The sequence below is a fragment of the Polaribacter filamentus genome, from assembly GCF_002943715.1.
Taxonomy (GTDB): domain Bacteria; phylum Bacteroidota; class Bacteroidia; order Flavobacteriales; family Flavobacteriaceae; genus Polaribacter; species Polaribacter filamentus.
On record NZ_MQUA01000013.1, the window covers coordinates 2,137,007 to 2,153,802 of the forward strand.

At 31.1% G+C, this 16,796-nt stretch carries 13 protein-coding genes and 1 pseudogene; all 14 read left to right on the top strand.

What is annotated here, in order from left to right:
• Nucleotides 1-26: 26 nt before the first annotated feature.
• The 14 genes and pseudogenes from BST83_RS11780 (at nt 27) to BST83_RS11845 (ending at nt 16,791) form a co-directional block, all read left to right on the top strand.
• Nucleotides 27-1,613 (top strand): solute:sodium symporter family transporter, encoded by a 1,587-nt coding sequence (locus tag BST83_RS11780; protein ID WP_170062784.1) that lies wholly within the window; start codon nt 27-29, stop codon nt 1,611-1,613.
• 188 nt (nt 1,614-1,801) lie between these two features.
• The gene (locus BST83_RS11785; protein WP_104809960.1) at nt 1,802-3,847 is read left to right on the top strand and encodes a transketolase family protein; all 2,046 of its coding nucleotides are present in this window, start codon (nt 1,802-1,804) and stop codon (nt 3,845-3,847) included.
• A gap of 12 nt (nt 3,848-3,859) precedes the next feature.
• Nucleotides 3,860-4,513: a fructose-6-phosphate aldolase gene (gene fsa / locus BST83_RS11790; RefSeq protein WP_104809961.1), complete on the top strand. Its 654-nt coding sequence runs from the start codon at nt 3,860-3,862 to the stop codon at nt 4,511-4,513.
• 347 nt (nt 4,514-4,860) lie between these two features.
• Nucleotides 4,861-5,142, top strand: a complete 282-nt coding sequence (locus BST83_RS11795; RefSeq protein ID WP_367889161.1) for a tyrosine-type recombinase/integrase — start codon at nt 4,861-4,863, stop codon at nt 5,140-5,142.
• A 295-nt stretch (nt 5,143-5,437) separates the two neighbouring features.
• Nucleotides 5,438-5,887, top strand: coding sequence for a hypothetical protein (locus BST83_RS11800; RefSeq protein ID WP_104809944.1), 450 nt, complete (start codon nt 5,438-5,440; stop codon nt 5,885-5,887).
• Nucleotides 5,888-5,948: 61 nt separating this feature from the next.
• The gene (locus tag BST83_RS21155) at nt 5,949-6,080 is read left to right on the top strand and encodes a hypothetical protein (protein ID WP_302849464.1); all 132 of its coding nucleotides are present in this window, start codon (nt 5,949-5,951) and stop codon (nt 6,078-6,080) included.
• 64 nt (nt 6,081-6,144) lie between these two features.
• Nucleotides 6,145-7,023 carry an IS982 family transposase gene (locus tag BST83_RS11810; RefSeq protein ID WP_104808411.1) on the top strand — a complete coding sequence of 293 codons (879 nt, stop codon included), beginning with the start codon at nt 6,145-6,147 and terminating at the stop codon, nt 7,021-7,023.
• A 120-nt stretch (nt 7,024-7,143) separates the two neighbouring features.
• A pseudogene (locus tag BST83_RS11815) lies at nt 7,144-8,036 on the top strand (IS982 family transposase).
• Nucleotides 8,029-8,439 (top strand): response regulator, encoded by a 411-nt coding sequence (locus BST83_RS21160; RefSeq protein WP_205853582.1) that lies wholly within the window; start codon nt 8,029-8,031, stop codon nt 8,437-8,439. Before BST83_RS11815 ends, BST83_RS21160 begins: the two are co-directional and overlap by 8 nt.
• 138 nt (nt 8,440-8,577) lie before the next feature.
• Nucleotides 8,578-9,117: an RNA polymerase sigma-70 factor gene (locus BST83_RS11825; RefSeq protein WP_104809964.1), complete on the top strand. Its 540-nt coding sequence runs from the start codon at nt 8,578-8,580 to the stop codon at nt 9,115-9,117.
• A gap of 227 nt (nt 9,118-9,344) precedes the next feature.
• Nucleotides 9,345-10,460 (top strand): FecR family protein, encoded by a 1,116-nt coding sequence (locus BST83_RS11830; RefSeq protein ID WP_104809965.1) that lies wholly within the window; start codon nt 9,345-9,347, stop codon nt 10,458-10,460.
• A gap of 196 nt (nt 10,461-10,656) precedes the next feature.
• Entirely contained in the window at nt 10,657-14,079 is a 3,423-nt protein-coding gene (locus tag BST83_RS11835; RefSeq protein ID WP_104809966.1) for a SusC/RagA family TonB-linked outer membrane protein, read from the top strand.
• Nucleotides 14,080-14,091: 12 nt separating this feature from the next.
• A complete protein-coding gene (locus BST83_RS11840) occupies nt 14,092-15,465 on the top strand; it encodes a RagB/SusD family nutrient uptake outer membrane protein (protein WP_205853583.1) in 1,374 nt (457 codons plus the stop codon).
• A gap of 162 nt (nt 15,466-15,627) precedes the next feature.
• Nucleotides 15,628-16,791, top strand: a complete 1,164-nt coding sequence (locus BST83_RS11845) for a YdcF family protein (protein WP_104809967.1) — start codon at nt 15,628-15,630, stop codon at nt 16,789-16,791.
• Nucleotides 16,792-16,796 lie beyond the last annotated feature (5 nt).

A 16,796-nucleotide genomic window follows, 5' to 3' on the forward strand; every position in this document is an offset into this window, starting at 1 on the left:
TTTTAAATAACACTTAAAAACAAATTATGTTGAGCATCATTTCATTTATAGGTTTTACGCTATTAGTAGCGATAATAGCTTATTTAGCGACAAGAAAAACAAATGAGAATACTTCTGAAGGGTATTTTTTAGGTGGTCGTAGTTTAACTGCATCTGTAATTGCAGGATCTTTGTTATTAACGAATCTTTCTACAGAGCAAATTGTTGGGCTTAATGGTAATGCTTATGCAGATGGTATATTGGTAATGGCATGGGAAACTTTGGCTGCAATTGCTATGGTAATTACTGCAGTATATTTATTACCAAGATATTTAAAAGGTGGAATTTCAACCATTCCAACATATTTAGAGCGTCGTTTTGATGTGACTACAAAAGCGATGACATCTGGTTTGTTTTTATCTGGATATGCTATTGTTTTATTACCTATCGTTTTATACTCAGGATCTCTAGGTATTAGTGGTATGTTTAATCTCCCTGATTTATTAGGAGTTACAGAATGGCAATCTATATGGATTTGTGTGATAAGTATTGGTGTTATTGGTTCTATGTATGCCATTTTTGGAGGATTAAAAGCAGTTGCAGTTTCTGATACTATAAATGCTGTTGGTTTATTAGTAGGAGGCCTTTTAATTCCTTATTTCGGATTAATATCAATTAGTGATGATCATAGCTTCTTTGGTGGATTATCTAAATTAACCAGTGAATATCCTGAAAAATTAAATGCTATTGGAAGTGCAGATTCTTCCATTCCATTTGCAACAATTTTTACAGGAATGATGTTGGTTCAATTATTTTATTGGGGAACCAACCAACAAATTATTCAACGTGCTTTAGGAGCTAAGAATTTAGCAGAAGGACAAAAGGGATTAACCATAGCAGCTTTTATTAAAATACTAGGACCTATAATTGTAGTGCTTCCAGGTATCATTGCCTATCACAAATGGGGAGGTGAAGTCTTAGCAAATAATGACATTGCTTATCCTAGATTGGTTGCAGAAGTATTGCCAACATATTTAATAGGCTTCTTTGCAGCAGTAATGTTCGGAGCTATTTTAAGCTCATTTAATTCCGCATTAAACAGTTGTGTAACTTTATTTGGTGTTGATATTTACAAACAATATATAAATAAGGAAGCAGAAGATAAGAGAGTCGTTACAGTAGGTAAACGCTTTGGGATTGTTTTAGCTGTATTTTCTATGTTTGTAGCTCCATTTTTATATTATGCTTCAGATGGACTTTTTGGGTATTTGCAAACAGTAAATGGAGCCTATAGTGTGCCAATTTTAACTGTTATTATAGTTGGTGTCTTATCAAAAAGAGTACCTGCTATTGCAGCAAAAGCTGGTATAATATTCTCTTTTACATTTTATGTAACTTATATTATTCTATCGAAAGGTTTCGAAATAGATTTACCACATTTTCTACATGTTCAATTCGTTGCGTTTGCTTTAACTATAATACTAATGTTAGTTATAGGAAAGATAAAACCGAGAGAAACAGATTATATTCAAGAATATACAAAACAAGTAGATGTAACTCCATGGAAACATGTAAAGGTCGTAGGTATTTTAATATGTGCAATTGTACTATCTACCTATTTTATTTTCAGCTAATTTTACAATTAGTTGAAGCCAGTTACTTGGAATTTATTAGCGTAAATATTTCGAAATAAACCTGAAGTTAAAATTTTAGAATAAATGAAAACCCTTTGGAATAAAAAGTAAACAAAAAGTGATTTTAAGGTGTTTTAAACCCAATCGATTACAAAGATTTTCAATTGGGTTAAATTATAAATAAAAAAATGAACAAGAAAATAGATCAAGCATCAGCAGATAATATTAGAGCTTTGGCGGTTGCCATGGTAGAAAAAGCAAACTCTGGGCATCCTGGAGGACCAATGGGAGGAGCAGATTTTATGCACATCTTATATTCAGAATTCTTTAATTTCGATCCATCAGATATGACTTGGGCATTCAGAGATCGTTTTTTTATGGATGCGGGGCATTTATCAACTCTAATGTATGCGCAATATTATTTGTTAGGAAATTACGAAAAAGACGATGTTGCCAATTTCAGACAATGGGGTTCAATCACTCCTGGTCATCCAGAAGTGGATGTAAAAAGAGGAATTGAAAACACATCAGGGCCTTTAGGACAAGGTCATACAATGGGAGTTGGAGCTTCAATTGCAGCGAAATTCTTAAAAGCGAGATTTGGAAACTGGATGGATCATAAAGTGTATGGTTTTATTTCTGATGGAGGAGTACAAGAAGAAATTTCTCAAGGAGCAGGAAGAATTGCAGGTCATTTAGGATTGAACAATTTTATAATGTTCTACGATTCTAATGATATTCAATTATCTACGCCAACTGATGAAGTTACTTCTGAAGATACAGAAATGAAGTACAAAGCTTGGGGTTGGAAAGTTGTCACTGTTGATGGTCATAATCACGAAGAAATAAGAAAAGCATTAAAAGACGCAAATAACGAAACTGAAAAACCAACCCTAATTATAGGTAAAACCATTATGGGGAAAGGGTGTGTTACTGCAGATGATAAAGTCTTTGAAGGCGAATGTGAATTGCATGGACAACCCATTGGAGCATCAGGAGCTGATTATACAAAAACCTTGATAAATTTAGGCGCAAATCCTGAAAAACCGTTTGATATTTATGAAGATGTTAGCGAATTTTATCAGAATTTATTAAAAGAAAAAACAGCAAAAGCAGCTGAAAAGAAATCAGAAATTATTGCTTGGAAAAAATCTAATCAAGCACTTTCGGATAAATTAGATTTTTTCTTATCAGGAGAATTACCAGCACTAGATTTTGAGTCAATTGTCCATAAAGCTGGCTTAGCAACAAGAGCAGCTTCTTCTAGTGTTTTAGGCTATTTAGCAGAAAATGTAGAAAATATGATCGTTTCCTCGGCAGATTTATCGAATTCTGATAAAACAGACGGGTTTTTAAAGAAGACACACGCACTTAAAAAAGGCGATTTTAGTGGTTCTTTTTTACAAGCTGGCGTTGCAGAATTAACGATGGCTTGTATTGCAAACGGAATTGCGTTACATGGTGGAATTATTCCTGTTGTGGCAACTTTCTTTGTGTTTTCAGATTATATGAAACCTGCCATTCGTTTAAGTGGAATTCAAGAATTAGGCGTAAAATATGTATGGACGCACGATGCTTTTAGAGTTGGAGAAGATGGGCCAACGCATCAACCAGTGGAGCAAGAAGCACAAATTAGATTGTTAGAAAAATTAAAAAACCATAGTGGAAATCCGAGTTTTTTAGCGTTACGTCCTGCAGATTCAGCAGAAACAAGTGTTGCTTGGAAAATGGCTTTAGAGAATAAAAATTCGCCAACAGGTTTAATTTTATCAAGACAAGGAATTAAAGATTTACCAACAAAAGGAGCATCATCAAGATATCAAGAAGCATTAGCTGCTAAAAAAGGTGGGTATTTGGTAAAAGAAGTAGCAAATCCTGATGTGGTTTTAATAGCAAATGGTTCTGAAGTTGCAACATTAGTTGAAGCTGCTGCAATTTTAGAATCAGAAAATGGCTTAAAAGTAACTATTGCTTCTGTAATTTCTGAAGGGTTATTTAGATTACAATCCAAAGAATATCAGCATAGTGTCATTCCTAAAAACAAACCTTTATTTGGTTTAACAGCAGGTTTACCAGTAAACTTAGAAGGTTTAGTTGGCGATACTGGAAAAGTGTTTGGATTGGATCATTTTGGATATTCAGCACCTGCAAAAATACTAGATGATAAGTTTGGTTTTACAGGAGAAAAAGTAAGTATAGAAGTATTAGCATATTTAGAAACACAACAAAATTAAAAAAATAAACAAATGAAATTTTTTATAGATACAGCAAACCTCAATGATATTGCAGAAGCAGAAGCTTTAGGCGTTTTAGATGGCGTAACTACAAATCCGTCTTTGATGGCAAAAGAAGGCATTACTGGAGCGCAAAATATCTTAAATCATTATAAAAAAATATGTGAATTAGTAACTGGAGACGTTTCTGCAGAAGTAATTGCAACAGATTATAATGGAATGATTCAGCAAGGAGAAGAATTGGCAGCTTTACATTCACAAATTGTAGTTAAATTACCTATGATTGCAGATGGCATAAAAGCCTGTAAATATTTTTCAGATAAAGGAATTAAAACAAATGTAACGTTAGTTTTTTCTGCTGGTCAAGCATTGTTAGCCACAAAAGCAGGTGCTACTTATGTATCTCCTTTTTTAGGAAGATTGGATGACATTTCTACGGATGGGTTACACTTGATTAAAGAAATTAGACAAATTTATGATAATTACGGATTTGAAACTCAAATTTTATCAGCATCTGTAAGAAATACAATGCATGTGATTAATTGTGCTAAATTAGGCTCTGATGTTATGACTGGACCTTTATCTTCAATAACAGGGTTATTAAAGCACCCTCTTACTGATATTGGATTGGTACAATTTTTAGCTGATTATAAGAAAGGAAATTAAACCTATTTTTTTGTTTAGTATTTAAAAGTATAAATATTTTAAGGTAACTCTACTAGATATTACTCCGAAAATTGCATACGTCATTAATAAAAAGTATTGCAATAACCAAAAATAACCTGTTCAAAATATTAATTTTTATATCAAAAGATGTAGCAAAAGCTATGTCTTTTTTTTGCTTAACAAATAATGAAAATGTAAAAACTCAAATATAATTGCAAAAAAAATTAGAAATTACATCCCTCTAGTTGAACAATATAATATTCAACAAAAAGAACAAGCATTAAAAAAATAACCAAAACTGAAAAATTAAAAATTCATATAAAATAATCAAAAGAAGTTGCAGATGTTTGCTCTATAAAAAAAATCTTACTTTTCATTTAGCACGTCATACATTTTCAATAATTGTTACTTTAACCAATGGTGTTAGCACTGAAACAGTTTCTCAACTTTTAGGTCATTCACGCATTTCAACAACTCAAATTTATGCTAAAGTTATTGAAAGAAAATTAACTGAGGATTTAATTACCATCATTCTTTTTTATGGTTTCGAAGTAGTGGCAATTAGTGAGGAACAATTCATCGAATCTTTACAAAAATTATCAAAAAAAACTAAGCTTTTTAGAAATTAAAGAAGCTTAGAATGCAATGATATTAGATATTCCTGTTAATAGAATTTTTTCTTAAAAATTTAAAGAAGGAGTAGAACTTATTCTTATTGAGTAATACCAACATTAGTATTCAGCAATTAAAATATTTAAGTGAATTTAAATGGAAGATAAAAGAATTAGACTCAAAACCCTGTAATTTATAAAATTTAAAGTTTTTCTTTATTTTATAATATCAAAAGAAATACATCACAAAAACACTTCATATTTGCTTTAGATTTGATAAGTACATTTATACTTTTAAATTTAATATGTTGTTTTGAGAACTATACTACTTTTACTCCTCCTTATTCTAAAAAGCATTGCTGCCTTTAGCCAAGAAAACACCAATCTTGACTATTTTAGGAAGCAAGCCATAGAAAACGCACCCACTTTAAACGAAAATAAGAACTTACTAAAGCGTGGTGAAATTGAGAATAGCATTATTGATGCACAGAATAATGCGTTTTTAGTAAATGCAACTTCCGAAGTGTTGGTTGCACCCTATTTTAATACCAATAGCCAGCTGATAGCGATTACCACTACCCCATCCTCCAAAGCTTTTGGCTATGATGTTGGCATTACCAATGGATGTTTATATGCGGCGCAGGTACTTGTGACAAAGAATTTGTTTAACAAAGTAATTACTGAAAATTTACTCTTTCAAAATAAAATCATAAATACAACTATTGCCTTTTTATCCGAAGAACTTACACAACCCTATTCTTAAACATTATTATAGTCTTAAATTTACAAACATCAAATATCTCATAGCCGAAGACGAAATCGATTTGCAACAAGCAGTTGTTACCTATTTGCAACGTGATGGTAATATTTGTGAAGTCGCATCAAATTTTAGAGAAGCTTCCGAAAAAGCTGCCATCTATGAGTATGATAACCCGTTGTGCATTATAAATAGTTAAAAAAAGTTATTCATTTGACTATTAAAAGTCGTATATTTAATTGACAATCAATCGATTAAATACAATGAATAACTTTAGAGCAAATTACGATAAAATTTTAGAAGTCTTAGCCACAATTACAGAAAAGGAACAATTTTTACGTCAAAACAGGAAACCAAAACTAAAAGACATTGAATTAATCGCTATGAATTTAACAGCAGAATATATGGGTATAGACAGTGAATGTCAGTTGTTTCGGGATATTCCAGAATATTTGTTTGCTAAAATAGAGCGATCAGTTTACAATAAACGGAAGCGAAAATTATTTTTTGCCATTGAATTTATAAGAACTCAACTCTCCAATAAGTTCACGGAGTTTGAAAACTATTATGTAGTAGATAGTATGCCTTTGGAGATTGTAAAACTCTCAAGAAGCGGGAGAAGTAAAGTTTGTAAAGAGTACTTTTATTCAGCCCCAAATAGAGGTTATTGTGCTAGTCAAAACATGCATTATTATGGCTATAAAATACATGCTGTTTGTTCTATTGATGGCGTGTTTAAAAGTTTTGATATTAGCAAAGCTTCTGTACATGATATTCATTATTTAAAAGACATTAAAAATCAGTTTAATAACTGTGTGGTTTTAGGGGACAAAGGATACCTAAGTGCGGACTATCAGTTAGATTTATTTGAGAGTAAACAAATTAAATTAGAAGTTCCAATGCGTAAAAATCAACAGAATTACAAAAAACAAACGTATATTTTTAGGAAGAAAAGAAAACGAATTGAGACCTTGTTTTCTCAACTTTGTGACCAGTTTAAAATACGGAATAATTATGCGAAAACTTTTGAAGGTTTTAAGACAAGAATTCTCTCAAAATTAACAGCACTAACTATCATTCAATACATTAACAAATTTGTTTTTAATAGGAATATAAACAATTTAAAAGTCAATATTGTTTAAATGCACAACGGGTTATATATCTATATTTATACCCGTTGTGCATTATAAATAGTTAAAAAAAGTTATTCATTTGACTATTAAAAGGCGTATATTTAATTAACAATCAATCGATTAAATACAATGAATAACTTCAAGGCAAATTACAATAAAATTTTAGAAGTCTTAGCCACAATTACAGAAAAGGAACAATTTTTACGTCAAAACAGGAAACCAAAACTAAAAGACATTGAATTAATCGCTATGAATTAATCGCTATGAATTTAACAGCAGATTATATGGGTATAGACACTGAGTGTCAGTTGTTTCGGGATACTCCAGAATATTTGTTTGCTAAAATAGAGCGATCAGTTTACAATAAACGGAAGCGAAAATTATTTTTTGCCATTGAATTTATAAGAACTCAACTCTCCAATAAGTTCACGGAGTTTGAAAACTATTATGTAGTAGATAGTATGCCTTTGGAGATTGTAAAACTCTCAAGAAGCGGGAGAAGTAAAGTTTGTAAGGAGTACTTTTATTCAGCTCCAAATAGAGGTTATTGTGCTAGTCAAAACATGCATTATTATGGCTATAAAATACATGCTGTTTGTTCTATTGATGGCGTGTTTAAAAGTTTTGATATTAGCAAAGCTTCTGTACATGATATTCATTATTTAAAAGACATTAAAAGTCAGTTTAATAACTGTGTGGTTTTAGGGGACAAAGGATACCTAAGTGCTGACTATCAGTTAGATTTATTTGAGAGTAAACAAATTAAATTAGAAGTTCCAATGCGTAAAAATCAACAGAATTACAAAAAACAAACGTATATTTTTGGGAAGAAAAGAAAACGAATTGAGACCTTGTTTTCTCAACTTTGTGACCAGTTTAAAATACGGAATAATTATGCAAAAACTTTTGAAGGTTTTAAGACAAGAATTCTCTCAAAATTAACAGCACTAACTATCATTCAATACATTAACAAATTTGTTTTTAATAGGAATATAAACAATTTAAAAGTCAATATTGTTTAAATGCACAACGGGTTATGATATTATTATTTTAGATATCAATTTGGTTTCTGGTAGTGGTTTAGACATCCTAAAAACACTAAAAAAAGAAAAGAAAAAAGCGGGAGTTATTATTATTTCTGCTAATAATTCTTTAACGGATAAATTGGAAGGATTGGATTTAGGAGCCGATGATTATATTACAAAACCTTTTCATTTGGCACGTCATACATTTGCTACAACAGTCACATTAACAAACGGAGTACCTATAGAATCAGTTAGTAAAATGTTAGGTCATAAATCACTAAAAACGACCCAACACTATGCGAAGATTTTAGATAGAAAAGTTAGTGAGGATATGCAAGCGTTAAAAAATAAATTCTTAGAACAAAAATTAATAATTTTAATTCTGAAAATATTTAAGTAATTAATTTCCCACTACAAATAGAAAAATAGTTTTTAAAATAAATTAATTCTACTATTTAGTTTAATTTACGTAACGTTGATGTTTAAATAATGAACTAATTCATATAATTTCATTTAATTTGTGAACTAAATAAACCAATTGATTACTCAAAAATATATAATTAGTAAAGACAGTTTAAAAGAAATCTTTGACTCATATTACAAAATGCTTGTGCTTTTTGCAAATCGCTTTTTGTCTTCTATAGGAGAATCAGAAGATTTGGTACAAGATGTATTTATTGATCTTTGGGAGAAGAATAATGAATTTCCAAATGAAATTTCTTTAAAAATTTTCATGTATAAAGTAGTTCGCAACAAATGTTACAATATTCTTAAGCACAATAAAGTAAAAAATAAATATGCAGAAAATGCCATTCAATCAATAGAAGATGACAATTTGTTTCTTAAGCAAATTCTGGAAGATGAAACGGTTAAACAACTTTATGATGCTATTGAAATACTTCCAAACCGTAAAAAAGAAATCATCAAACTTAGTTTAAAAGGGATGAAGAATAATGAAATTGCTGAAGAATTAGATATAAAGCTACAAACGGTTAAAACGCTTAAATCGCAATCCTATAAAATTTTAAGAGAAAAACTGAGAGGTATTGACACTATTATTTATTTTTTGTTGAACTAAAATTTAATCCAAAAAGACACTATTTATAATAGTTAAATCAACAAGTTAGGAGTTAAATGTCTGACAATTAACAATTTTAATGTCAACTTCAAAATGAATCCTAAAAAAAATAAATAACATATTTAGTTATTTTATGCTGAATATTTATTTATTTCATAAAAAAAGTCAACTTTTAATACTACCTTTTTAAAATTTAGTTGTTCTATATATAAATACATAAAGTTAGAATGATTGAGTTTTCACACATTTCAAAATTATTAATTAAGAAAAAATTAAAGATCTTAACAAATACTGAAAAAGTACAGTTAAAGAAATTTAATAAAAAACACCCATTTTCAAAAGATATTAAGATTGCTGAATTAATCGACAGCGTGAATTCATATTCTAAAATAAATAAGGAAAATGCTTGGAAATTAATTGAGGCTAGAACTAAAACAGAAAGGCCGGTTATTAAATTATTCAAAAAGCGCTGGTATGGGTATGCAGCTTCTCTAGTTTTAATTTTAACATCAGCTTACTTTTTAAAAGATATATTATTTCAAACAGCTATTCCAAATAACCCCAATCAAACAGAAACAAGTAATATCGTAAAAGGTACAGACAAAGCTATATTAACGCTAGCGGATGGTTCTGAGGTTTTTCTAGAAAAAGGGACGGCTGTTAAAACTCAAAACGCTAATAGCAATGGAAAAGAAATAGTCTATACAGCTAACACAAAAAGAACAGCAACCGTTATATATAATCGCTTAACAATTCCTAGAGGTGGTCAATTCTTTATTAAACTTGCAGATGGCACGCAAGTATGGCTAAATTCTGAATCACAATTAAAATATCCAGTTGCGTTTATCGAAGGCAAAACAAGAGAGGTAGAATTAATTTATGGTGAAGCCTATTTTGAGGTTACATCAAGCTCACAAAACAACGGTGCTAAATTTAAAGTAATAAATAAATCTCAAGAAGTAGAGGTTCTGGGTACAGCATTTAATATAAAAGCATATAAAGATGAAAATACTATTTATACTACCTTGGCAGAAGGCAGTGTAGCCATTACTTTCGATAATAAATCTGAAATACTAGTACCTAACCAACAATCAATTTTTAATACAACAAATAGTAATTTCAAACTTAAAACAGTAGACGTATACAATGAAATATCTTGGAAAGATGGCGTTTTTAGTTTTGAAAGAAAACCGTTAAAAGATATTATGAAAGTATTCGCTAGGTGGTACGATATGGAAGTTGTTTTTGAAAATAAATCATTGGAAGACGAAAAGTTTTTTGGGGTACTTGATAAAGAGCAAAGTATAAAAGAAATTCTTGAAACAATTAAAATTTTAAAATAATAGAAAATTATGAAATAAAAGATAAAACAATAATTCTAAAATAAAAAAGGGAGCGAAGCAAAACATTTCGACGTGTAAAGTGCTTCGTCCCTAAAATCAAGTATTAATTAAACAATAACTAACACAATTCAAATTTATGAAAATTAATTTTATTAATGTCCGTTACGTCATACCCAAACGGCTACAATTTTTTATCATGAGAACATTTATTTTTTTATTGTGTTCATCCATTTTTGGTTTTTCTCCAGGAAAAAGTTTTTCTCAGGCAAAAATAACAATTGAAAAGGACAAGGTCGTCTCTGTTAATGAAGTTTTTAGAATCATTAAAGATCAGACAAACTATCGATTCATATATCCTGAAGCCTTATTTGAACGCACTCCAAAAGTACAACTCAAAAAAGGAGTTATATTATTATCAAAACTATTAGAAAAAAGTTTTCAAGGAAGTAATATAAAATTTCAATTGTCTAAAAATAATACAATAGTAATTGAAGAAGAGATAAAACCTGTTCCAGACATTGTTAAGCAGCAAAAAATTTCAATAACTGGTATTATTTCAGATAAAGATGGTAATCCTTTACCAGGTGCAAGCATCATAGAAAAAGGTACAACAAATGGTACTGAAACAGATTTTGAAGGTAATTTTATAATTTCTGTAAAAAATGATGATGCAATTTTAGTAATACAATATTTAGGATTTGTAAAAAAGGAAGTTTCTGTAAAAGACAAAACTATTCTTAAAATAGTTTTAATTGAAGATGCAGCAGCACTTGATGAAATAGTTATCGTCGGTTATGGTTCTCAAAAATTAACAAACGTTTCTGGTTCTATTGCAAAAGCAAATATTGGTGAACTACAAGACACACCCGTATCTAATTTCGATCAAGCTTTAGTTGGTAAACTTGCTGGAGTCCAAGTTATCCAAACAACAGGAGAACCAGGAAGAGAATTAACTATTAAAGTTAGAGGTACCGGAACAATTACTGCAGGTAGCGAACCTTTATATGTTGTAGATGGTGTGCCCATTGATAGTTCGGGTCAGGCAACAGAGATAGTTAATATGGAAGACGTAGAGTCTATTCAAATTCTAAAAGATGCTGCATCTGCTTCGATTTACGGTTCTCGTGGTGGAAACGGAGTTGTCTTAATTACCACAAAAAAAGGCAGACAAGGTAAAATGAAAGTGAGTATTAACCAATCTATAGGTTTTCAAGTTTTATCTAAAAAAATTGATTTGATGGATGCTTATGAATATGCTAGACTTTCTAAAGATGGCCATGATGCTGCCTATTTACAAGAAGTTCCTACAGGTAACGCAAACGACCCTAATAGTATTAGACCTATTGGATATCACAAAATTCCAGAAGAATTATTTCCTTATTTAGAAGGTGTAGAAGGTTTGACAAATACCGATTGGCAAGACGAAATATACAGACCTGCTGCAATAGAAAGATATAATATTTCTATTCGTGGAGGTAACGAGAATGTAAATTATTTTGTGTCTGCAAATCACTCTAATCAAGAAGGAATTATTTTAAATTCTGATTATTCAAAGACTGGTATTCGAGCAAACATTGGCATCAATGCAGGTAAGTTTAAAATAGGATTAAATATGAGTCCTTCTTATACAATTGAAAATAGAGTAAGTGCTAATAATCCTTATTTTAGTGACGGTATTGTGCAATCTGCACTCTCCTACTCTCCTACTTGGCCAGTTTACAATCCAGACGGAGGCTTTAATTATGATGGAAATGGTTTCTGGAGAGTTGGAACGGATTATCAACATAATGAAATTGTAAACCCAGTTGCTTTAGCCATGCTACCTAAAAATGAAATTGAGCATTATAATTTATTAACAAACTTATTTTTAGAATATGAAGTAATTGAAGATTTAAAAGTAAAATCCTCTTTTGCTGTGAATTACAATCAATATCAAAACGAATATTATCGTCCTGCTATTTTAGAGGAAAGAGGTCGTAACAACACAGGCAGACCTTCCAATCCGACTGGAAGATTAAGCACTACAAATATTTATAACTGGATATTTGAAAACACCATCAACTATAAAAAGAGTTTCGGCAAACATAATTTTGATATTTTAGGAGGAATTACAGCTCAAAAAGATAGAAGTAAATTACAACGAATAAACGCTTCTGTGACTTCAGATACTCCTGTTATTAATGCCATTCAAATTATAAATGCAGAACAACTTGCTATTGGAAGTGGAAGCGTTCAAGAATGGTCTTTATATTCACTTCTTTCCAGAATTCAATACGATTTTGATAATAAATATTTGCTTTCTGCTTCTTTAAGAGGAGATGCTTCTTCTCGTTTTGGGGCTAATAATAAATGGGGATATTTCCCTTCCGTTTCTGCAGGTTGGCGAATAGCACAAGAGGATTTCCTTAAAGATAGCGAATGGATCAGTGAACTAAAATTAAGAACAAGTTTTGGTTTAACAGGGAACTTTCAAATAGGTAATTATGAGCAAATATCTTTAATTACAGATGATACTTACATAACTGGTAATCCTGGAAGCAGACAAACTGGTTTAAGACCATCGCAAGTTGCAAACCCTGATGTTTCTTGGGAAAAAACAGCCATGTTTAATGCTGGTATAGATGTTTCTTTATTTCAAAATCAACTTGGTTTTACCTTTGAATACTACAACGGAAATACTACAGACTTATTATTGCAAGTACCTGTTCCTCAAACCACTGGATTTGGAACTGCTTTACAGAATATTGGTGAAGTAAACAATACTGGTATAGAAGCTTTGATAACCTTTTCGCCATATTTAGGGGCATTTCAATGGAATAGCAGTCTAAATTTTTCTATGAATAGAAACAAAGTAGTAGCCTTAGGTCCAGAAAACACAGATATTATCACGACCGCTGGTACTGGTCATGCGTTTTTTAAAACAGAGGTTGGCCAACCTATAGGGAACTATTTTTTACTGGTACAAGATGGAATTTTTTCTACGCAAGAAGAACTTGACAAATACCCTCATTTCGAAAGCACTGCTGTGGGTGATTTTAGATTTGTGGATGTGGATGGCGATGGTGAACTAGATGTTAATAAAGATAGAACAATTGTAGGGAACTATGCTCCAGATTTTATATTTGGATTCTCAAACTCTTTCAAGTACAAAGGTTTTGATCTAAATGTAGCTTTGCAAGGAAGTTATGGTGGAGAGATTTTAAATCTTTCTAGAAGATACAACGCAAATGGCGAGGGTAATTTTAACAATACTAGAGATTTATTAAACAGATGGCAATCTGAGGAAAACCCGGGAGACGGAAACACCAATCGAGCAAATAGAAAAGCTAGAGGTAACAATGGGAGAACATCTACTTGGCACGTAGAAGATGGCTCTTATTTACGTTTACAAAATGTTTCTTTAGGTTATGCTTTATCAAGTTCTACAATAGAAAAATTTAAACTTTCAAAAGCTAGATTATTTGTTACTGGTAATAATTTATTTACATGGACAAATTATACAGGCTATAATCCTGAGGTAAATTTAGCTGGAGGTGGAGATCAGTTAACACCAGGTTTAGATTATGGTGTTTATCCTTTAGCAACAACCTATTCAATAGGTATTAATCTTTCTTTTTAAAACGAAATTCAGATGAAAAAAATTATATACATATTATTAACTATGCTACTAACTTTTTCTAGTTGTAGTAAAGAGTTTGTAGAGTTAGCTCCCGAAAATGTTTTGAATACAGAAGATTTTTTTAAGACAAAAGATGATTTTAATGCAGCTGTTTTAGCAGCCTACGCAAAATTACAAGGTCAAGTAGAAATTTATTTTGAATTGGTAGAATGGCGATCTGATAATTTAGATTTATTAGCACCAACAGCGGGTACGCAGGACAGATTTAACATCAATAAATTTCAAGAAACCTCAGCAAACGGAATCTTACAAAATGCTTGGGCAAATTTTTATAATGGTATTTTTAGAACCAATGTAATTACAGATAAAATTAACGAAGCTAATTTTGATGAAGAAATAAAAAACCAATTCGAAGGCGAAGCAAGATTTATAAGAGCTTTAACCTATTTTAATATTGTAAGGTTGTGGGGCGATGCGCCAATAGTTCTTACTGAAATAAGTGCAGAAGAATCGCTTACTCTTGGCAGAAGTCCAGTAGCTCAAGTTTATGAGGCTATTGAAGCAGATTTACTTTTTGCAGTAGAACATTTGCCAATATCGCATAGTTCTCAAGACTTTGGTAGAGCTACAAAAGGAGCTGCAAGAACATTGTTAGGAAAAGTATATTTAACCCAAAATAAATATGCAGAAGCCGTAACCGTTTTAAATGATGTAGTCGGTCAGTATAGTTTGTTACCTACTATTTCTGACGTTTTTGACACCAGCAATAAAACAAACAACGAAATTATTTTTTCGATACGATTTAATAAAGAAATAGAAGGCGAAGGACACGGTTTGTGGTTTGCAGTTTCCGATTTATCAATATCTCCTTTTACGCCAAAGTTAACAACTGCCTATTCTGCATCAGATAATAGAAAAGACGCCATAGCTTTTAGAGCTACAGGTAATCTTTTTGCACCTTCTAAGTTTTTTGATACGGAATCTACCGCAACAAGAAATTTTGGTAATGATTATATTTTATTAAGATATGCAGATGTTTTATTAATGCTGTCTGAGGCATTAAATGAACAAAGTTATCAAGCAAATGGTATTGCGTTTACTTATTTGAATGAAGTGCGAGAAAGAGCAAATTTACCTGCATTAACATCAACAGAACTTTCAAATCAAAATAGTTTTAGAGAAACGATTTTGAATGAACGGTTTTTAGAATTTCCTTTTGAAGGACATCGTTGGTTTGACTTAATAAGAACTAAAACTGCAGAAAGTGAAATTAATGCTGGAATTGGGATTAGTATTCAAGATTATCAACTGCTTTATCCAATGCCACAAGCAGAAATAGAAAAGATTAATAACACTACAATATTTTATCAAAACGATGGATACTAAATTTTTATACATATTATTTTTATTTCACTATCATACTGTACACCGGACGAAGGTGGTGGTAATATTGGTGGCGGGATAGATCCTGACCCACAAATAACCGACACAACTTATGAATTAGCTACTTTTAATAGTAATTACACCTATACACAAAGTACTTCTAGTGTGCAAGATCGTAACTTTTATTGGGCAACTTTAGTGGAGAAGAATACTACTATTAGCAATCTAGTGGGGAAAGATTTTGAGTTATCAAATTTTTTATCGCTTTATAAAGATCGATTAAATACCATTTCTAATCAAAATGATGCAACAGCAGCACAGTATGCAGAGGCACTTAAATTTAAAGTTGATGAAATAACCAACATTAACGTTGCCCTTAAAAAACTTATTGAAGAGAATGTTACTAGTTTTAAAAGTTTTAGCGACAATCATATTGGAGTTTCAGGAGCTTTTAATCAATTTAAAGAAGTAAAAAATATTGACCGAATACATCAATTAATTGTTCAAGAAATGCTGTTGGGAATCAATCAAATAATTGATACGTATTGTGCAGGAATAGCTCCTTTATATCCAATTATAGATTCTGTAAGTTTTGATGTAAATAGCGCACAATTTAAACTTTTGGTAAAAAACTTAGTCACTAGTTTAAACACCAATAAAGCCGATTATAAATTGTTTTATCAACCCTTTTTAAAATTCGCTTTAGGTGTTTTAGAAATTAATGATCGAGATGAAGCTGGTAGATACTTCCCAATGCGAGAAGGAGTAAACAAAGCCGCTTACAACTATATAAAAACTATTAATTGGGCCGATTATGACTATTCTATAATTGTGGTACTTGGAGATTCTCCAAATTCATCAAACGACTTACCAAATATTAGTCTTGGCGGTATGGCAAGAGCCGATCATGCAGTAGAATTATACAAACAAAATAAAGCACCACTTTTAGTTTTTACTGGTGGCCATTTATATCCTGTACACACGCCATACAGCGAAGCGATTGAAGTAAGAAAATATGTAATGGATACTTATAATATTCCAGAAAGTAGACTTCTGGTAGATCCTCATTCCAGACATACCACAACAAATATGAGAAATGTTGGACGCCTTATTTTTAAATACAACATTCCTATTGACAAAAAGGGAATTATTTCTACATCAAATACGCATAGCGAATATGTTTCTTCAAACAGATATCCTACACGTTCACAGGCAGAAATGAATCACATTCCTGTAGAGTTATACAATCGTTTGTCTGACTTTGATATAGAATTCACATCACTTATAGAAGTGCTTCATTTAGACTCATCTGATCCATTGGATCCATAAAATAG